This is a genomic window from Canibacter zhuwentaonis (assembly GCF_018531145.1).
GTDB classification, from domain to species: domain Bacteria; phylum Actinomycetota; class Actinomycetes; order Actinomycetales; family Microbacteriaceae; genus Canibacter; species Canibacter zhuwentaonis.
On record NZ_JAHDSZ010000005.1, the window covers coordinates 34434 to 53218 of the forward strand.

The 18785-nt window shown below is 52.1% G+C and carries 25 protein-coding genes; 21 read left to right on the plus strand and 4 right to left on the minus strand.

Annotation, left to right across the window (positions count from 1 at the left end; genetic code table 11):
* The first annotated feature begins 806 nt into the window (after nt 1-806).
* Nucleotides 807-2735: a hypothetical protein gene (locus KJY78_RS03920; protein ID WP_214337309.1), complete on the plus strand. Its 1929-nt coding sequence runs from the start codon at nt 807-809 to the stop codon at nt 2733-2735.
* A 75-nt stretch (nt 2736-2810) separates the two neighbouring features.
* On the opposite strand, the gene KJY78_RS03925 is transcribed toward KJY78_RS03920, so the two are convergent.
* From KJY78_RS03925 to KJY78_RS03940, 4 genes are all read right to left on the minus strand, one after another.
* Entirely contained in the window at nt 2811-3152 is a 342-nt protein-coding gene (locus tag KJY78_RS03925) for a cupin domain-containing protein (protein ID WP_214337310.1), read from the minus strand.
* 9 nt (nt 3153-3161) lie between these two features.
* Nucleotides 3162-3749 (minus strand): hypothetical protein, encoded by a 588-nt coding sequence (locus KJY78_RS03930; RefSeq protein WP_214337311.1) that lies wholly within the window; start codon nt 3747-3749, stop codon nt 3162-3164.
* Nucleotides 3750-3774: 25 nt separating this feature from the next.
* On the minus strand, nt 3775-6222 hold the full coding sequence (locus KJY78_RS03935; protein ID WP_214337312.1) for a leucine-rich repeat domain-containing protein: 2448 nt from the start codon (nt 6220-6222) through the stop codon (nt 3775-3777).
* Nucleotides 6223-6462: 240 nt separating this feature from the next.
* Nucleotides 6463-6696 carry an Rv0909 family putative TA system antitoxin gene (locus tag KJY78_RS03940; protein WP_214337313.1) on the minus strand — a complete coding sequence of 78 codons (234 nt, stop codon included), beginning with the start codon at nt 6694-6696 and terminating at the stop codon, nt 6463-6465.
* 201 nt (nt 6697-6897) lie between these two features.
* Here KJY78_RS03940 and KJY78_RS03945 point away from each other — a divergent pair, with 201 nt between their 5' ends.
* The 20 genes from KJY78_RS03945 to rpsE all read left to right on the plus strand — a co-directional run bounded on the left by KJY78_RS03945 (nt 6898) and on the right by rpsE (nt 18785).
* A complete protein-coding gene (locus KJY78_RS03945) occupies nt 6898-8688 on the plus strand; it encodes a polysaccharide biosynthesis protein (protein ID WP_214337314.1) in 1791 nt (596 codons plus the stop codon).
* A 3-nt stretch (nt 8689-8691) separates the two neighbouring features.
* Nucleotides 8692-9741, plus strand: a complete 1050-nt coding sequence (locus tag KJY78_RS03950) for an MraY family glycosyltransferase (RefSeq protein ID WP_214337315.1) — start codon at nt 8692-8694, stop codon at nt 9739-9741.
* Nucleotides 9742-9995: 254 nt separating this feature from the next.
* On the plus strand, nt 9996-10304 hold the full coding sequence (rpsJ, locus tag KJY78_RS03955) for a 30S ribosomal protein S10 (protein ID WP_214337316.1): 309 nt from the start codon (nt 9996-9998) through the stop codon (nt 10302-10304).
* 7 nt (nt 10305-10311) lie between these two features.
* Nucleotides 10312-10968, plus strand: coding sequence for a 50S ribosomal protein L3 (rplC, locus tag KJY78_RS03960; protein ID WP_214337317.1), 657 nt, complete (start codon nt 10312-10314; stop codon nt 10966-10968).
* A gap of 3 nt (nt 10969-10971) precedes the next feature.
* Nucleotides 10972-11625 (plus strand): 50S ribosomal protein L4, encoded by a 654-nt coding sequence (gene rplD, locus KJY78_RS03965; protein ID WP_214337318.1) that lies wholly within the window; start codon nt 10972-10974, stop codon nt 11623-11625.
* Complete coding sequence (gene rplW / locus KJY78_RS03970) at nt 11625-11924, plus strand: 50S ribosomal protein L23 (RefSeq protein ID WP_214337319.1); 300 nt, start codon at nt 11625-11627, stop codon at nt 11922-11924. Before rplD ends, rplW begins: the two co-directional genes overlap by 1 nt.
* Nucleotides 11925-11946: 22 nt before the next feature.
* Nucleotides 11947-12783, plus strand: coding sequence for a 50S ribosomal protein L2 (gene rplB / locus KJY78_RS03975; RefSeq protein ID WP_214337320.1), 837 nt, complete (start codon nt 11947-11949; stop codon nt 12781-12783).
* 20 nt (nt 12784-12803) lie between these two features.
* Entirely contained in the window at nt 12804-13085 is a 282-nt protein-coding gene (rpsS, locus tag KJY78_RS03980; RefSeq protein WP_214337321.1) for a 30S ribosomal protein S19, read from the plus strand.
* 28 nt (nt 13086-13113) lie between these two features.
* Nucleotides 13114-13497, plus strand: coding sequence for a 50S ribosomal protein L22 (gene rplV, locus KJY78_RS03985; protein ID WP_214337322.1), 384 nt, complete (start codon nt 13114-13116; stop codon nt 13495-13497).
* Complete coding sequence (gene rpsC, locus KJY78_RS03990; RefSeq protein ID WP_214337323.1) at nt 13498-14265, plus strand: 30S ribosomal protein S3; 768 nt, start codon at nt 13498-13500, stop codon at nt 14263-14265. It begins immediately after the preceding gene.
* A complete protein-coding gene (rplP, locus tag KJY78_RS03995; protein WP_214337324.1) occupies nt 14266-14685 on the plus strand; it encodes a 50S ribosomal protein L16 in 420 nt (139 codons plus the stop codon).
* The gene (rpmC, locus tag KJY78_RS04000; protein ID WP_214337325.1) at nt 14685-14978 is read left to right on the plus strand and encodes a 50S ribosomal protein L29; all 294 of its coding nucleotides are present in this window, start codon (nt 14685-14687) and stop codon (nt 14976-14978) included. Before rplP ends, rpmC begins: the two co-directional genes overlap by 1 nt.
* A gap of 2 nt (nt 14979-14980) precedes the next feature.
* The gene (rpsQ, locus tag KJY78_RS04005) at nt 14981-15253 is read left to right on the plus strand and encodes a 30S ribosomal protein S17 (RefSeq protein ID WP_214337326.1); all 273 of its coding nucleotides are present in this window, start codon (nt 14981-14983) and stop codon (nt 15251-15253) included.
* 29 nt (nt 15254-15282) lie between these two features.
* The gene (gene rplN, locus KJY78_RS04010; RefSeq protein WP_214337327.1) at nt 15283-15651 is read left to right on the plus strand and encodes a 50S ribosomal protein L14; all 369 of its coding nucleotides are present in this window, start codon (nt 15283-15285) and stop codon (nt 15649-15651) included.
* A 3-nt stretch (nt 15652-15654) separates the two neighbouring features.
* Nucleotides 15655-16029, plus strand: coding sequence for a 50S ribosomal protein L24 (gene rplX / locus KJY78_RS04015; RefSeq protein ID WP_214337328.1), 375 nt, complete (start codon nt 15655-15657; stop codon nt 16027-16029).
* Nucleotides 16019-16603 carry a 50S ribosomal protein L5 gene (gene rplE / locus KJY78_RS04020; RefSeq protein WP_214337329.1) on the plus strand — a complete coding sequence of 195 codons (585 nt, stop codon included), beginning with the start codon at nt 16019-16021 and terminating at the stop codon, nt 16601-16603. The genes rplX and rplE overlap by 11 nt, the downstream gene beginning before the upstream one ends.
* A gap of 147 nt (nt 16604-16750) precedes the next feature.
* Complete coding sequence (gene rpsH, locus KJY78_RS04025; protein ID WP_214337330.1) at nt 16751-17149, plus strand: 30S ribosomal protein S8; 399 nt, start codon at nt 16751-16753, stop codon at nt 17147-17149.
* Nucleotides 17150-17154: 5 nt separating this feature from the next.
* Nucleotides 17155-17691 carry a 50S ribosomal protein L6 gene (gene rplF / locus KJY78_RS04030; protein WP_214337331.1) on the plus strand — a complete coding sequence of 179 codons (537 nt, stop codon included), beginning with the start codon at nt 17155-17157 and terminating at the stop codon, nt 17689-17691.
* Nucleotides 17692-17694: 3 nt separating this feature from the next.
* Nucleotides 17695-18069 carry a 50S ribosomal protein L18 gene (rplR, locus tag KJY78_RS04035; RefSeq protein WP_214337332.1) on the plus strand — a complete coding sequence of 125 codons (375 nt, stop codon included), beginning with the start codon at nt 17695-17697 and terminating at the stop codon, nt 18067-18069.
* 23 nt (nt 18070-18092) lie between these two features.
* Nucleotides 18093-18785, plus strand: a complete 693-nt coding sequence (gene rpsE, locus KJY78_RS06720) for a 30S ribosomal protein S5 (protein ID WP_214337333.1) — start codon at nt 18093-18095, stop codon at nt 18783-18785.

The window sequence follows — 18785 nt, forward strand, 5'->3', positions numbered from 1 at the left end:
CGCGCGGGTGTGTGATGTCTGTGCTGGTTTGTCTGAGTGTTTCGCGTGTGAACGCCTCGCGTACACCGGATTTTCTGAATACAACAGGCACTAGCGGGATTGTATGCGCATAAATTTTCTGCTGTGCGAGTGATAATTTATTGGAAGATTCCACACTCGGGTTGCTGAATTTATAAAATTCTGGAATTCTAGATTGTGCGAATAGCGTCAATCTGGAGTCGCGTCCCTTGGCATTAGAAAAACACGTCAAAGCGTTAAAAAGCTCCGCCACTTAAAGAACCCTTACCGCAGATATCCCCGCAAGAAATAAACACTGATGAAGTTCTGCTTCGCAATTATAGCCGCAATCATCGTCACGGGAGGGCTTCTAGCGCTAGGGCTCAAGCACATTCAATCTGGCACGCCCGCCACCGGGGAGGCCGCACTGGTAGCTGCCTCAACGTAAATTAGCTGCTCTCTTTTTTTGAGGATGGCTAATTCACATTGTTATTGATGCGATAGTTTTGCTACGCAATTTGATTTTTTCGGGGGGGGGGGGGGTAGTTTTAATAGTGGTTTATTTTCACGTTTAAAACTTGAAACTTTCCAAAAGTTTCTCCGAATGTTTATAGGTGGTTGCTGTGAATGGCATAGTTTCACTATTGTTACGGGTGCGTGGCATACTCGCGAGCATACTCACTCTAGTGTTATCGGCTAGTGTTCTGGTTGCACCGCAAAACGCGGAGTCCGCGGTGAATGTTTCAAGCTTGGAACAGGTGGAAACTGTTAGCGTGCAGACAGCAGTGCCTAACTTGGCGGTGCCGGCTGTGGCTTCTAATCCATTGCCGGGTAATAGTGTTACTGCTGTTGCGAGTGTTTTAGGACGGGGTGCTGGTGGCAGTGTTAAGACGGAAGCGTCGACTGTGGATGCAGTAAACGTAGATGAGACTTATACGTGTGCTAAAAGTAACATCATCCAACCAGGTGTTGTGACCCTAGGCTCAGATTGCCTGGTTGTAAGCAGCACGAAAACTGATAAACAAGAATACTTGTCAGGCGAAAATGTGACCATAAAAGTAAAACTGATTGAGATCAAGGATGTAGCGCAAACGGATTTTTATAATAATGATCTAGAGTCGATTCAAGTTAAAGTTCGTGTGACTATTAAATTGCCTAAAGGGTTTGCTGTAACGACTGAAACATTTAAAAACTGTATTTTTCAGGACTGTAATTCTATCACTTGGCAATACAATCAGGATTCACACTCAGTAGAGGCTAGTCTCGACATGAGTTATATAGACCGTGACAGTAATTTAAATCGACTGAAAAGAGAAGAGAATATTACTATAACGGGTGTTGCTGCTGGTGCGATTGGCGTGTCTAATAAGGTGACAACAACTGTTGAAAGCAATTTACTGCAGGATTATCGCGATAAGGATCGGGTGGGTTTACCTATTGACCCTTTCGGTAGTGATGACAGAATCAATTTATTTTTCTATAAACATGTTTCTGAGGTCACATTCCGGGTTGCTCCTGCAACAACCTCGCTATCAGCCTTGTTCACTTCTACAGGTGCTGCCCCTAATACGGGTGTTGCTGGCGTGAACGGTAGTATTTCCTGCACCGTCGCTGGTGGGATGCCGCATAGGAGTGATTTCACGTTTAATCTAGATTATGCTCAGCGTTCGAGTAGTGGCCTCGCTTCTAAACTATTGTCTAATCAGGTTCAAGTTGGTGCGAACTGTGAAATAACTGTTAATAAGGGTATGGTTCCGGCCGGGTGGCGATGGAAGGACAATAATCCTATTGTGTTGCATGAGCGGAATATTCGCGACCAGCGCACTGCTACTATACCGTTAGAATTAGAGCGTGTACCGGTTGATGTTGCTGTTGAAACGAGTTTTACATCAGCGAGTGTTAAAGCCAGCGATAATGTGGGTGTAGTGTCTAAAATTAATGCGCTTGGTAACGAGGCACGTAATGTGCCTGTCACTATCCAGCTGCCACGGGACGGGTTTGCTGCAACTACTGCCACCAGTAAACCGGATTGTCAGGTTACTGGTGGTGCTGCTTGTCCTACCGTGTGGATGTATGATAAGGCATCTCATTCTCTGACTGGGACGATACCGTTGATTCCCGTTGACGGTAGTGTTACTGTTACTACTAGTGGTGTGGCTGGGGTTTTTGATTCGATGAGCAGGAATTTCACGGCCACAACCAGTGTCATGTATAACGATGCTAACCAGGCAAACAACACTAATACTGCTAGTTTGACGGTTACGAACACTAAAGTGAGTGTTTCTGGTGTATTTAAGCCTGTGGGGGATTATCCTGCTGATGGTGCTGTAACTGTTACTAGTGATGTTGAGTGTGTTCGACCTATTAAACATAAAGCTTTTTTCACGCATACGCTTAATTATGCTGATGTTGCAAACGGTAGTTTTCCTGTTAAAGTGTTACATGAGGGCGTTTGGAAGGGTAGTAACTGTGTTGTGACTATTAGGAAGGTTACAGCTCCTGACGGGTGGGAGTTTACGGATAGTGATGTTTTCACGAGTCAGTTTCGAAATATAGCTGGTTCGGTTCGTGTGGAGTATAGCGTTGCTGTGCAGCGCAAGTTTGCGGCTGTTGCACCACCACTACCACTAACCGGCGGAATCGCGTCCGACTGGCTGTATTTAACCGGAGCAGGCGTGCTTGCAGTAGGTGTTGCGGCCGGGATTGTGGCACGCCGACGGTTACAGGCTCGCGTGTAACACCCACAGGCAGAAGCAACAACCGAGCAGGTGGGTTGACCGTTCTGCTGTCAGCCCCCTGCCCGTTGAAAAAGGCTAATCCCTAGTCAGTCGCGCTATATCCGCCGCAAAACGCGGGTGAGAACGCAACAAGTGGGCGCGTTCAGCAAGCGTAAACTGTTCCCAAGAAAAAGGCGGCGCCATGGTTGTGCCAAGCAAAGTCCACGCGCCGAGCGGGCGTGAACCATGAAAACACCCGCCAGGAACAACCACCTGCGGCACCTCACCACCCAAAACATCCTGCCCAAGAATAATGTTCTCACCGCTCCCGTCAGCCGTGTCTGCAACAAGAGTGCCGTTGATGGAATCTGTTGCTATAGTGGGCGCACTCCCGACGGAATCCGCCGCCGTATCCGACAACATAGCAGACGCAGACACTAGGTTATTTTAGATTCTGTGAGATGTTTTCTGCGTCGCGGTTGCATCGACATTACAATCAGTGCAGCAAGAATTACAGTGTAGGGGATAGAGTCTGTCAGTTGCTGTGGCAGCCCCAGGGTCTGCAAACGGAAACCGAAAGCATCGGTAAACCCAAAGATAGACCGCAAGCGCTGTCACTGGAATATTAGCGGATGCGGCAGCGGCACGCACCCAATCAACATCGGCTTTTTTAACATCCGCCGTAGTGAGTTCAGATTTGGGCGCGGGCGCTGTATGCTCAACCGGCTCGGGCGATATTTTAACCTCTTCGGATGCCTTTGCGGTCTCTTCCTGCGCGGCTTTTTCCGCCCGCAACTGCGCAATATTAACGAGGGTTATAACACCCACGATTATCACAAGCAGCGCAAGCCCCACAACGCAAACCGTAATCAGGTTACGCACCGCCGGGGTGATAATCGATTCTTTAGGCGGATGCTCGAAATTAAATCCGGTTGATATCGGCTCGGTTATAAACTGCACCCCGAGGTGCGTCTCAATCTCGGAGGTTACAAAACCTATCTCAGCGCAGTATAGTGGGCGTGCGAAAACGCACACCCACCTTTTTTGTTACAGTTGTAAGTTACTGTTTTGTGCCCCTGCGGCGGTCGAACATGATTACAATGCCCGCACTAACAAGCGCAAGCGCGCCCAGCAGAGCGGTGGTTATATTCGCAATCTCAAAACCTCCCGTGTTGGCGAGCTGTTTTTTCACATCCGCTTTAGCTTCTTTTTGCTTAGCTGCATCAGCAGGAGCGATTCCGGAGATCGCCCCTAGGGTCGCGTCAGCGCCAGTATCCGCGCTTGGTGTGGTGTTAGGCGGCACCGTAAGAATTGGCAGATCCGGACGTGTTGGTGCGGTTTCAGGAACAGCGTGTACCCTTGCTGGCACGCTAAACTTCACCGAGCCTGATCCGCTATTTGCAGACAGGCTCAAAAGGTGTTCTGCGCCAGCAAATGATACCGGTATCGGCCAGCCGTCGAGTTTGGCAACTCCTGCGGTATCAGACTGCACAGATGCAATTTCAGCGCCGTCAACGGTTACTTTAACCTTCTCAGCGGGCAGGAATCCGCTTGCAACAAAGCTTAGTTGCTGCGCGGTTAGTTTGCCGTCAGCTGTGAGATCCGCTACCTTAATAGTGGGAGCCGGACGCTGTGTGGCAACAGCCGTGTAGGTAGCCTTGTGAATGTTTCCGGCCGGAGTGTGCAGCGCCACAGTCACGCTCGCAGAGCCAACCGCAATGCCGGACGGATTGAACGTCACGACGCCGTCCGAGTCAATGGTGAAAACACCGCGGTCTGGCACGGTGACGCTGCCATCTGCCGCAGCGTTTTCGAGCAGCAGTTTAGATCCCTCAGGAATATTGCTGAACAGCGCTGTCGGGGCGGCGTCGACCGCGCCGCCAGCGTCCGTTGATTTCTGCGCTTCGCCCGCTGGCGCGGTGCTTGTCAGATCCGCTGTTATCACAGGATTATCCTGCTCTGCGTGCAGCGCATCGAGCTTTTCGTCAGCTAAGGCGAGCTCCTCCAGGGTCTTGGGGTTCTGCGCGGGTGCGCTGTTGTCGCGGGGCTTGTCGATGCCCTTAACATCCGCAACGGGCGCCCAATCGCTAAACTTATTGTAGTTCAGCCGCACGTACTCGAGCGGAATAAACCGACTGCTCCAGCGCTCATCGAGCGGCGCGGGGTCGGTTATGAAGTTGTTGCGAAGATCGACCTTTGTCACAACCCGCAGATTTTTGAGCGGATTAACATCCGTGATGCGATTGTGGCGCAGGTTAATAACCCGCAGGTAAGGTGATTTGGCAATTCCGGTGATGTCGCTGATGCGGTTACTTTCCGCGCTGAACTGGATCAGATCCTCTGGCAGGTCGTTAAGGTGAGTCAGTTTGTTGTTGTCGAGCTGCAGTTTTTCGATCCGCTCGGTGTGTCCTTTAAGCCCTGAAATGTCGCTGATGCGGTTATTTTCCGCGCTGATGCTGGTGAGCGCTGGCAGGTGCTTGGCGATGTCCAGATTTGTGAGCTTGTTGTCAGAAACATCGAGCGACTGCAGCTTGGTTGCACCCTTGAGCGGCGACAGGTCGGTCAGCTCGTTGTTGTTAACACGCAGGCTCACAAGATTCTTGGCGTGCTCTAGCCCGGTTAAATCTTTCACTTTGCCGTTACCATTGCCGTTAATGCAGTTCATTGACTGCACCTGTTGCAGCACTTTGTTTACGATCGGGGTTTTCTCGTTGAGGTCTAGCTCCCACAGAATGCAGGCGCGCAGGCTTGTATCGGGCACCTCCACCGACTCGGTCACCTCGTCGGGGTCGATTAGCTTGTCTTTTTCAAACGGGTTTACGTATTTTTCTGGGAACAGTTCCCAAAGCACAGGCGCGGGTGCTGTTGCATCGGTTCCTGTCACTTTGGCGGTTGCCACCAAAGGAGCGCCTTTTTCGCCCTCGTAGAAGCCAACGAGATCAGATGACATACTGGTGAAAACGGGGCTGTGTGACCAGGCTTTGAAAACACCCTCTTTAACCTCCCACTGCAGATCAGGCAGGTTTAAGAGCGCGCGCTGCTGCCACGCGGCGGCTGGTTTGCCAGAAAGTGTGCCCGCAGTTTTAGCGTCCACAAGCAGCTGTTTGCGTTGGAAATCAATTGTCGGATTTGCAATATCAACATTGAGGATGCCATCGTATTTTTCCCAGTTGACTTTACCTAGAAACTTTAGCGGCTCGGGTGTTTGAGAGTCAAATGTTTGCCCGGGCGCTAGCTGCCAGGCAAGATCTTCTCTGGTTTCGGGCACGGTTTTCAGTGGTTCTGTGCGCGTTTCATTGCTTGTGCCCACGTAGTCGCGGAAGCTGTCGCGGAAATTCCAGTTGGCAGTTCCCTGCTCCAGCGCGACTGCCTCTGAACTATCGGGGTCAACGGCGGGCATAACACCCGCAACACCGCTCACAGCGAGCGCAGAGGGGCTGGTCATTACGCCAGTCAACCCTATAATCAGAGCGGTTGTCGCGCTTAGCGCAACTCTGCTCCCGGACATTTTTTTATGCTCCATACGGCTAAAGCCTTTCCGAAAACGAACTCATTTTTATCAAGCGGATTGGCGGCGGATCATAGACACACCGCAACATCTAACCCACAGCAACAAGATTACCTTACATCTGATCTTTAGGCAACGGGGGAATATGTGGTCGGTGCTGGTGGATTCGCTGCAAAATGGCGCAAAAAGGGCCCGCACCTGCTAGTGCGAGCCCCCGATAACAGCGTTGTAGCTAGATGCTTAGGCGGTGAAGTTGTCGCGTGCTGCGTCGAGCTTTTCGCTTGCGGTCTCTTTGAGCTCAGCTACCTTGTCGGCGTGCTTACCGTCGGTTATCTTGTTTGCAAGAGAGGCGGCTTTGTCAAGCACGCCGTCGCGCATCTCTGCTGCTTTTTCGCTGTTAAGAGCATTGTCTATCTGCTCTTTGTTGTCGTTGATTAGATCTGCTGCTTTTTTCTTGAGATCTTCTAGTGACATTGTTGTTCCTTTCCTAAACAGCCTTGTGGCGGCTGATTATCACAATTATCTCTTAGCACGCTTGTGTATTGGCTTAAAAAACGTGCACCGGTAAAGATGTTACAGAGATGCAATAAGCTACTGCGGTTTTCCACATTAAAAATTAATTTAGAGCAATTCAGGGTAACATTTAGAGGGTATATTTTGTTTGGAAAGGTAGCTATGCAAGATTGGCGTAAACATCGCTTAACTGGCGAACGTGCACGCCCGATAACCCTGATTTTAGTCGACGGGGTGAGCTGGCTGCTCGCAATTTTTGCCGGTTTAATGCTGCGCTTTGATTTCAGCATATTTAGAATACAGGTGCTTAGCACTGTGCAGGTGGCGCTGGTTGTGCTGGTATCGCAGCTGATTTTCGGCTATCTGCTGTGGCTTTATCGCTCGCGCTATAAAACGGGTAGCTTTGACGAGGTGAAAACCATGGTCGCAGTTGTCACAGCAGTGCTTGTGCCCTCCTGGTTTGCCGGGTTGTACATTGGCTACGGGCATGGCATCCCGCGCACCGCGCTAATAATTGCCGCTCCTATAGCGTTTAGCATAATGGGATTTGCCCGCTATATTTGGCGGATCAAGCACGAGCGCAAACTCAAACCGGGCAAGAGCGCAACGCGCACCCTTATTTACGGCGCGGGCTATGCCGGAGAGCAAACTGTGAACCACCTGCTAACAGATGCGGCGGCGGATTCACTGCCCGTCGGGTTTATTGATGATGATCCGCGTGCTCGCAATCGTACGGTGCGCGGTGTGAAAGTGCTTGGCACTATTGAGCAGTTGCGTGAGATTGCGGCAGAAACTGACGCGCGCAGCTTGATGGTTTGTATTGGCGATGCGGATGCTGCGCTGCTGCGCCGGGTTAGCGATCTGGCGAGCGCGGCGGGGCTGAAAGTTATGGTTATGCCAACGCTGTCGCAGATTCTTTCTGGTGCGTCGAAAATCTCTGACCTACGCGAAATTTCTATAGAAGATCTGATCGGGCGTGTTCCTGTGCGGCTTGATGCTGGCTCTATTAAGGGGTATCTGGCCGGTAAGCGCGTGCTTGTGACGGGCGCTGGCGGGTCTATCGGGGCAGAACTGTGCAGGCAGCTCACCAAGTTCGGAGTTGGCGAGCTGATTATGCTCGATCGCGACGAGACTGCTCTGCAGGATGTGCAAATTTCCATTCACGGAAACGGGCTTTTAGAAACCCGCGACATAGTGCTTGCTGACATTCGCGATCCGCAAGCCCTTGCGAGCGTATTTGCGCAGCGCCGGCCCGAAGTGGTGTTTCACGCGGCGGCGCTAAAGCACGTTTCAACCCTTGAAAAATATCCTGAAGAGGCGTGGAAAACCAATGTGCTGGGCACGCTTAACGTGTTGCAGGCGGCGCAGGCGCACAATATTGAGACCTTTGTTAATATCTCAACCGACAAGGCAGCCAACCCCACGAGTGCGCTGGGGCACTCCAAGCGTGTCGCCGAAAAACTAACCGCTTTTACCGGTGCAAACTCGCAGATGCGCTGTATTTCTGTGCGATTTGGTAATGTGCTAGGGTCGCGCGGTTCAATGCTCCCGACTTTCAACAAGCTCATCGCCGCAGGGCTTCCGCTCACAATTACGCATCCCGAAGCGACCCGATTTTTTATGACTATTCCCGAGGCGTGTCAGCTGGTGATGCAGGCGGGCGCAATCGGTCAGTCTGGCGAGGTGCTGATTCTCGACATGGGAGAACCGGTTAAGATTATTGATATTGCGCGGCGGATGATAGCGCAGTCTGGCAAAAATATTGAGCTTGTTTACACCGGTCTGAGGCAGGGAGAAAAATTACACGAGGAGCTAATTGGCACGGGTGAGAGCAACGAGAGACCCTATCACCCTAAGATTTCGCACGCCCGAGTTGATGTTTTAGACCCTGTTAATTTAGATCACGACGAGTGGTTTGAGCGCTTGCGTGCTCACTCGGTTGAGGTCGTATAGGTTATGTTGGTGCTCGCTCTGGCCGCTGTGGCAATTGCTATTTCGGGGATAGCCCCGCTTATTTTGCGACCGCTGCTGATTAAGCGCGGCGTGCTCGATGTTGCAACCGCGCGCTCCACGCACACGGGAACCGCGGTGCGTGGGCTAGGTATCGGGGTGTGGATAGCCGCAGATGTGGTCTGGCTGCTCGCGCTTGTGCGGGTGTTTCAGGCGCAGGATTGGATCTCGCTAAGCTACGGCGCGGTGCTGTTTTTGGTGGTTAACGCCGCCGCTGGCATTGGCATGATAGAAGATGTGCGTGGTATGAGCGTGCGGTTGCGCTCGGTTGCGCAGCTTGCAATAGCTGTGCTGACCGTGTGGGGGTTCACTGCGGCGGAGCTGGAGTTTGGCGCGGGCAGCCTGCCAGCAATTAGCGGATCGGTGCCCGTTTTTATTGCGGTTTGCGTGTTCGCGATTTTCTATATTTCAAGCTATATAAACGTTGCTAATTTTATGGACGGTATTAACGGGATCAGCGCGATCCACGCAATTATTGCGGGTCTGACCTTTACTTGTGTGGGCTTTCTGGTTGCGACTCCCTGGATTGCAATTGCCGGGATTATCATGGCGAGCAGTTTTGCCGCGTTCTTGCCATGGAATCTTGGCGGATACGGTTTTCTGGGCGATGTCGGCAGCTACCTGCTGGGCGGTTCCGTTGTCAGCCTGAGTTTTGGGGTCTTGTTCTTTTACCCAGAGCTGTGGCTGATCGCGATTAGCCCCACCGTCATCTACTTTGGTGACGTGGGGTGGACGCTCTTGCGCAGGGTTCGCGCCGGAGAAAAATGGTATACGCCCCATAAAGAACACGTGTATCAAAAGCTGCAGCAGAGCGGATTTAGTCATCTGCAGGTTGCTGTTATAGTTGGTGGTATGACAATGCTCGCGGTAGGGCTTAGTTTCTTAAGTTTACTGATTGTCAGCTGGTGGTGGTACGCAATTTTATTAGCGCTCGGATTCGGCGTTGTTGTGCTCTATATGAACCTCCCCAGAATCCTTAAAAAGCGCGCAGCGTGACGCGACACGCCCGAGTTGCAAATGTATCTTTGTCCGTGCGATAATTATTTGTCTAGTACTTTACGCAGATTTATTTCTGCGCTTAAATCACTGCTGGTTGTGTGAAATATCTTTTCACCGCTAGCAGCAGACTCGGGCTTATCCCGAGAGTTGCTCTGGCAACACTGTAAGTAGGCAGCAGCGCTTAATAAGCAAAGCTGTGTAAGCACGTCCAATGCCGCCCAGCGTGGTATGACGCAACGGAAAGAGAGTAAATGGCGGGACAAAAAATCCGCATCCGGCTGAAGTCGTATGACCACGAGGTTATTGACAGCTCGGCTCGTAAAATCGTTGACACGGTAACACGAGCTGGGGCGACTGTAATCGGCCCGGTGCCGCTTCCAACAGACAAAACGGTGATCGCAGTTATTCGGTCGCCACACAAATATAAAGACAGTCGTGAGCACTTTGAAAAGCGCACACACAAGCGTTTGATCGACATTGTTGATCCAACGCCCAAGGCGGTTGATTCGCTAATGCGTCTTGACCTGCCAGCTGATGTAAATATCGAGATCAAGCTTTAGGGAAATCATGTCTGCAGCAAATAAGACTGTTAAGGGTCTGCTGGGCACGAAGCTTGGCATGACTCAGGTATGGGATGAAAACGGCGCGGTTGTGCCGGTAACCGTTGTTCAGGTTGCTCCTAACGTGGTAACACAGATTCGCACCGCAGAGGTTGATGGCTATAACGCCGTGCAAATCGCAGCAGGCTACATCGATCCTCGTAAGGTTACTCGCCCACTAGCGGGTCACTTTGAAAAAGCCGGTGTAACGCCACGTCGTCACCTAACCGAGGTGCGCACCGCGAACGCGGCTGAGTACTCACTCGGACAAGAATTAACCGCCGGTGAAACCTTTGCCGCGGGTGAAAAAATCGACGTTGTGGGCACTTCAAAAGGTAAAGGCTTTGCCGGCACCATGAAACGCCACAACTTTAAAGGCGTTGGTGCTTCACACGGTCAGCACCGTAACCATCGTAAACCCGGTTCGATCGGTGGCGCATCGTTCCCAGGTCGTGTATTCAAAGGGCAGCGGATGGCTGGTCGCATGGGTGGCGAGCGGGTAACCGTGCAAAATCTAACCGTGCACGCGGTTGATGCTGAGCGTGGTCTGCTGCTTATTAAGGGCGCAGTTCCGGGCGCTAAGGGTCGTTTAGTATTCGTTCGTAACGCTGTGAAGGGGGCCTAGCATATGGCAACCGTAGCTAAGCTATCCGTTCTTGACGCAGCGGGCAAAAAAACTGGTGAGGTTGAACTTCCAGCAAGCCTGTTTGCAGTTGAGACAAATGTTCCACTTATCCACCAGGTTGTGACCGCGCAGCTAGCTGCTGCACGTCAGGGCACACACAAAACCAAAAACCGTGGTGAAGTTTCTGGATCGGGAGTAAAACCGTTCAAGCAGAAGGGCACCGGTCGCGCCCGTCAGGGGTCGATCCGCCAGCCTGAGCACCGTGGTGGTGGAGTTGTGCACGGTCCAGTGCCGCGTGACTACTCACAGCGCACTCCTAAAAAGATGATTGCTGCTGCGATTCGTGGTTTGCTGTCTGACCGTGCTCGTGCTAGCCGTATTCACGTTGTTGAGAGCTTTGGTCTTGCAGATAAACCAAGCACAAAAGCTGCTCGCCAGGTGCTTGAAGCAATTACGCTGGGTCGGCGAGTGCTTGTAGTTATTGCTCGTACTGATGAGCTAACACTGCTTTCAGTGCGTAATTTGCCGGGCGTGCACGTGCTTATGGCAGATCAGCTTAACGCTTACGACATCGTAGTGAGCGACGACCTCGTGTTCACTCGCGCCGCATTTGATGTATATGTTGCTAAGCGCACCGAAAAGGAGTCAGCTAACTAATGAATCTAAGCAATAACTCACACGACGTAATTATTCGTCCGATTGTTTCTGAGAAGAGCTACGCCCTGATCGACACCAACGGTCAGTACACATTTGAGGTTGCGCTAAAGGCAAATAAAACAGAAATTAAACTGGCTATTGAAGCTATCTTTGATGTTAAAGTTGCCAAGGTAAACACTCTTGTGCGTAAGGGTAAAACTCGCCGCACCCGCTTCGGGCTTGGAAAGCGCAAAACAACAAAACGCGCTATCGTAACCTTGAAGAGCGGTTCTATTGATATTTTCTCGGCAGCGGTATAGGTCGAAAGCGAAGGAATAAACTATGGCTATTCGTAAGTACAAGCCGACGACCCCGGGTCGTCGTGGCTCGAGCGTTGCCGATTTCGCTGAGATCACACGCTCTACGCCTGAGAAATCACTTTTGCGTCCGCTTCCTAAAACGGGTGGTCGTAATAACCAGGGTCGTATCACAACCCGCCATATTGGTGGTGGTCACAAGCGCCAATATCGTGTAATCGACTTCCGTCGTCATGATAAAGACGGTGTTGACGCCCGCGTTGCGCACATTGAGTACGATCCAAACCGCACCGCGCGTATTGCGCTGCTGCACTACTTTGACGGTACTAAGCGTTACATTATTGCCCCCAACAAGCTAAAACAGGGCGATATTGTTGAGGCGGGTCCTAAGGCCGATATTAAGCCAGGCAACAACCTGCCACTGCGTAATATCCCAACGGGTACTGTGGTTCACGCTATTGAGCTACGCCCGGGCGGCGGTGCTAAGCTTGCCCGCTCAGCTGGATCATCAGTGCGTCTGGTTGCTAAAGAAGGACCTTATGCGCAGCTTCGCCTGCCATCGGGCGAGATCCGTAACGTTGACGCACGCTGCCGCGCTACTGTCGGCGAGGTAGGAAATGCCGAGCAGTCTAACATCAACTGGGGTAAAGCCGGTCGGATGCGCTGGAAAGGCGTGCGCCCGACCGTCCGCGGTGTTGTTATGAACCCTGTTGATCACCCGCACGGTGGTGGTGAAGGTCGCACCTCTGGTGGTCGTCACCCGGTTAGCCCGTGGGGTCAGAAAGAGGGTCGCACTCGCCGTCCAAATAAAGAGAGCGATAAGTACATTGTACGTCGTCGCCAAACTGGTAAGAAACGTTAATCGGTAGGTAGGAGAACAAGATGCCTCGTAGTCTTAAAAAAGGCCCCTTCGTTGATAACCACCTGCTTGATAAGGTGACTGCTCAAAACGAAGCTGGCACAAACAATGTAATTAAAACCTGGTCACGTCGCTCAATGATTATTCCCGCAATGCTAGGACATACGATCGCTGTGCACGACGGACGCAAGCACATTCCAGTGTTTGTTACAGAAACCATGGTTGGGCACAAGCTCGGAGAGTTTGCGCCGACACGGACTTTCCGTGGTCACGTGAAAGACGACAAGAAGGGTCGCCGCCGCTAACGCGGTAGCGAGAAGGAGAAATATAAAGATGGTGGAATCGATCGCACGTGTGCGTCATATCCGCATTACGCCTCAAAAAGCCCGTCGCGTCGTGAACCTGGTTCGTGGTAAAAATGCGCAGGAAGCGCTTGCCATTCTCAAGTTCGCTCCGCAGGCGGCAGCTGAGCCTATTTATAAGCTGGTTGCTTCAGCTATTGCCAACGCGCGGGTTAAAGCTGATAGTGAAAACCTACGACTTAATGAAGATGAGCTAGTTATCTCTCGTATTTTCGTGGACGAGGGCACAACGCTAAAGCGTTTTCGCCCGCGCGCGCAGGGTCGTGCGTTCAGTATTAAAAAGCGCACAAGCCATATTACGGTTGCAGTTGCTACGCCAGACGTGGTTGCAGAAGCCAAGAAGGGAGCCAAATAAATGGGCCAGAAGATTCATCCTTACGGCTTTCGTCTGGGAATAACCACTGACCACCTGTCACGCTGGTTTTCGGACTCAACTAAGCCGGGTCAGCGCTACGCTGATTACCTTGCTGAAGATGCTCGCATCCGCGAATATCTAGGTCGGGTGCTTGATCGTGCTGGTATCAGCAAGATTCAGATTGAGCGTACCCGTGATCGTGTGCGTGTGGATATTTTCTCTGCACGTCCGGGTATCGTTATCGGTCGCCGTGGCGCTGAGGCGGATCGTGTGCGCGGTGAGCTTGAAAAACTCACCGGCAAGCAGATCCAGCTGAACATCCTCGAGGTTAAAAATCCGGAAGCGGATGCGCAGCTTGTGGCACAGGGAATCGCAGAGCAGCTTGCTGCTCGTGTGGCTTTCCGCCGCGCAATGCGTAAAGGTCTGCAGGGCGCTCAGCGTGCTGGCGCAAAGGGTATTAGAATCCAGGTTTCAGGTCGTCTTGGCGGCGCTGAAATGAGCCGATCAGAGTTCTACCGCGAGGGTCGCGTGCCACTACACACCCTGCGCGCGAACATTGACTACGGATTCTATGAAGCTAAAACAACCTTTGGTCGTATCGGCGTGAAGGTTTGGATTTATAAGGGCGATATCACCAACAAAGAGCTCGCTCGTGAAGAGGCTGCTAAGAAGCCTGGTCGCGGTGAGCGCGTTGATCGCCGTCGCGGTGGCTCACGCCGTGAGACTGCAAAAGACGCTGCGCCTGTCGCAGCAGGAGCGGAGAAGTAAATGCTAATTCCCCGTAGAGTTAAGTATCGTAAACAGCATCACCCGAAGCGTTCGGGTATGGCTAAAGGCGGAACCAAAGTTAATTTCGGTGAACTCGGTATCCAGGCTCTAACGCCTGCTTACGTGACTAACCGCCAGATCGAGTCTGCGCGTATCGCAATGACTCGCCACATCAAGCGTGGTGGTAAAGTTTGGATCAATATCTATCCAGACCAGCCACTCACCAAAAAACCTGCTGAAACTCGTATGGGTAGCGGTAAAGGTTCACCTGAGTGGTGGGTTGCTAATGTGAAGCCGGGTCGTGTGCTTTTTGAGGTTGCTGGTGTTGAAGAGGAGCTGGCGCGTGAAGCGCTAACTCGCGCAATCCACAAACTGCCGCTGAAAGCACGCATTATTAAGCGTGAGGAGGGCGACGCGTAATGGCTATTGGAAGTAAAGAACTCGCTATTAGTGAGCTGGACACCTTTGAGAACGAGCGTCTCATTGAGGAACTGAAAAAGGCTAAAGCTGAGCTTTTCAATCTGCGTTTCCAGTCCGCCACAGGACAGCTAGAGCACCACGGTCGGGTAACTCAGGTTAAACGTGACATTGCACGTATTTATACTGTGCTTAACGAGCGTAAGCTCGGGATTCGCGTGACTCCTGAATCTGCTGCACCGGCTAAAAAAGCAAAAAAACCGGCGGATGATGCCGCTGAGACGAAGGAGGCCTAAAGATGGCTGAGGCCACCCAAGAACAGCGCCCGTACCGGAAGTCACTTCGCGGTTATGTGGTTAGCGATAAAATGGATAAGACCATTGTGGTTGAGGTTGAATACCGTAAAAAGCACCCGCTGTACGGCAAAGTTATGCGCGTTACCAAAAAGGTAAAAGCACACGATGCAGAGAATACTGCGGGTATCGGTGATTATGTGCTAATCCACGAAACCCGTCCGCTCAGCGCCACTAAAAACTGGCGTTTGGTTGAGATCCTCGAAAAGGCTAAGTAAGCCCGGCTTACTTGTAAAGGAGTAACAAAGTGATTCAACAGGAATCCCGACTTAGGGTAGCCGATAACACAGGCGCCAAAGAGTTGCTCACCATCCGCGTGCTCGGGGGATCAAGCCGCCGCTACGCAGGACTTGGCGACACCATCGTTGCAACTGTTAAAGATGCAATCCCCGGTGGTAACGTCAAAAAAGGTGAAGTTGTAAAAGCTGTTGTGGTGCGTACTAAAAAAGCTACGCGTCGCGCAGACGGTTCATACATTAGTTTCGATGAAAACGCAGCCGTGATCCTAAAGAATGACGGAGAGCCACGCGGCACCCGCATCTTTGGTCCGGTTGGTCGTGAGCTTCGTGACAAAAAATTCATGAAGATCGTGTCACTGGCACCGGAGGTGATTTAATCCATGGGAAGTAAAATCCGCAAGGGCGATCTGGTTCAGATTATTTCAGGTCAGTCACAGGAGCGCGGCGGTGATCGCGGCAAACAGGGTCGCGTGATCGAGGTGCTAAAAGAATCTAACCGTGTTGTTGTAGAGGGTTTGAACATCGTAACTAAGCACGTGCGTGTTGGGCAGAGCGACCGTGGCACCAAACAGGGTGGCATCGAACATCGCGAGGCACCGATCCACGTTTCTAATGTTGCGGTTGTAGACCCAGCAACTAAGAAGCCTACTCGTGTAGGATTTCGTGAAGAAGTAGTTGAAAAGAACGGTGTTACAAAGACTGTTCGTATTCGCTACGCTAAGAAGTCTGGAAAGGACATCCCGAATGAGCACTAATACTGCTGCGCCAGCTGGCAAAATCCAGCCGCGTCTAAAGCAGCAATACCGTGGCGAAATTATCGCTGCGCTCACCGAAAAGTTTGGCTATGCTAACCCAAACCAGGTTCCTGGTCTGGTTAAGGTAGTTGTTAACACAGGTGTCGGTGAGGCTGCTCGTGACGGTAAAGTAATTGAGGGAGCAGTGCGCGACCTCACTAAAATTACCGGTCAGAAACCCGTTGTAAACAGGGCTCGCAAATCAATTGCGCAGTTCAAACTGCGTCAGGGGCAAGCAATTGGTGCTCACGTTACGCTGCGCGGTGACCGTGCATGGGAGTTCCTTGATCGTCTTATCAATCTTGCGTTGCCACGTATTCGTGACTTCCGCGGGCTAAGCCCAAAGCAGTTCGACGGTAACGGAAACTACACCTTTGGTCTTAGCGAACAGAGTGTGTTTCACGAAATCGATCAGGACAGCATCGATCGTGTGCGCGGTTTCGATATCACTATTGTGACCACCGCTAAAACGGATGATGAGGGCCGCGAATTACTGCGCGCTTTGGGATTCCCGTTTAAGTCTGACGCAAAATAATCCAAAAGTTTGAGCTGGGCGGGTGAGCACTCCTCACCCGCGTCTGCGTCAGCGATCCGCTTTCGCGGATTCCCGGCTTGAACTTATCCACCAAGGTCGCCGTTCCTGACCGAGCGCGCGAAACCAGGCGAGAAAGAAGATACAAATATGACAATGACAGATCCGGTCGCAGATATGCTGACCAGACTGCGCAACGCCAGTGCGGCGCATCATGACACAGTGTCTCTGCCAGGCTCTAAGCTAAAAGAGGGCATCGCAGAGATCCTAAAGCGTGAGGGCTACATTGCAGATTGGGAAGTTGCTGACGCGCGCGTTGGCACGACCATCACAATGAGCCTAAAATACGGTCCAAACCGCGAACGCTCTATTGAGGGCATTAAGCGCGTTTCTAAACCCGGTCTCCGAGTTTATGCGCGCTCAACCGAGCTGCCGCAGGTGCTCGGCGGTTTGGGTATTGCAATCCTGTCCACTTCCTCAGGTCTGCTTACAGACCGCGAGGCCGAGCAGAAGGGTGTAGGCGGCGAAGTGCTCGCCTACGTTTGGTAAATCGTATGTCACGTATTGGAAAACTTCCTATCACTGTTCCGGGTAGTGTGACCGTTACGCTTAACGGTCAGAGCGTTAGTGTAAAAGGTCCTAAGGGCGAACTGCAGCTAAACGCTCCTGAGCCGATTAAGGTTGCTCTGGAAGACGGGCAAATCCTTGTAACGCGCCCTAACGACGAGCGCGAGTCACGGGCTCTGCACGGTCTTACCAGGAGTTTGATCGCAAACAACATTATAGGTGTTACTGAGGGCTTCGCAAAGTCACTTGAGGTTGTTGGCACCGGCTATCGTGTGCAACAAAAAGGCACCGGTATTGAGCTTGCACTCGGCTTCTCTCACCCTGTTGTTTTTAACTCCCCAGAGGGTGTTACCGTAACGGTTGAGGGTAATAACAAAATTCACGTCAGTGGCATTGATAAGCAGGCTGTTGGCGAGGTAGCTGCAAATATCCGCAAGCTGAAGAAACCAGAGCCTTACAAGGGCAAGGGTATTCGTTACGCTGGCGAAGTTGTACTCCGTAAAGCAGGAAAGGCTGGTAAGTAACCCATGGCTGCATCAGTTAAACGCGCTGCGGGTCGCACTGCGGCACGTTTGCGCCGTCACGCCCGACTGCGCAAAAAAGTTGTTGGCACCGCTGAGCGTCCACGTATGTCTGTGACTCGTTCAAACCGTCACGTGTTTGTGCAGGTTATCGACGATGCTAGAGGGCACACTCTCGCATCGGCATCTACAATGGAAGCTGACATTCGCGCGCTTGAGGGAGACAAGTCTGCGCAGGCACGCAAGGTTGGCGAATTAGTGGCTGAGCGCGCAAAGAGCGAAGGCATTACCGCGGTTGTTTTTGACCGTGGCGGAAGCAAATACGTTGGTCGCGTAGCTGCTGTTGCCGATGGCGCTCGTGAGGCAGGGCTGAGCCTGTGAGTAAAGAAACAAAGGAGCAGCAAGTGTCAGCAGAAGAGTCAAAAACATCTGAAAACAGCGCGCGACAGGACGATCACCGGAGCGAACCTCGCGAGGCTCGTCACGGCAGCCGTGAGCGCGGGCAGCGCAATCAGCGCGGTGGGCGTGACGGTCGTGGCGCGGATCGTGCGGACAGCCAGTTTGTAGAGCGCGTTGTAACCATCAACCGCGTATCTAAAGTTGTTAAGGGCGGGCGTCGTTTCAGCTTTACAGCTCTGGTTGTTGTTGGTGACGAGAACGGCACCGTGGGTGTTGGTTACGGCAAGGCTAAAGAGGTACCTTTGGCAATCGCTAAGGGCGTTGAAGAGGCTAAAAAGAACTTCTTCCGCGTGCCACGTGTTGCAAAGAGTATCCCGCACCCCGTACAGGGTGAAGCCGCAGCGGGTGTAGTGCTACTGCGTCCTGCTAGCGCCGGCACCGGCGTTATCGCCGGTGGTCCTGTGCGTGCCGTGCTTGAATGCGCTGGCATCCACGATGTGCTGAGCAAATCACTCGGATCATCTAATACTATTAACATTGTGCACGCAACAGTTGCTGCGCTGCGCCAGCTTGAAGAGCCTCGCTCTGTCGCTGCGCGTCGCGGACTGGACTACGATAAGGTTGTGCCCGCTCGTATTTTGCGTGCTGAGGCAGAGGCTGCTGCCGCAGCTGCTGCCGCTAAGAAAGTTGGTGCGTAG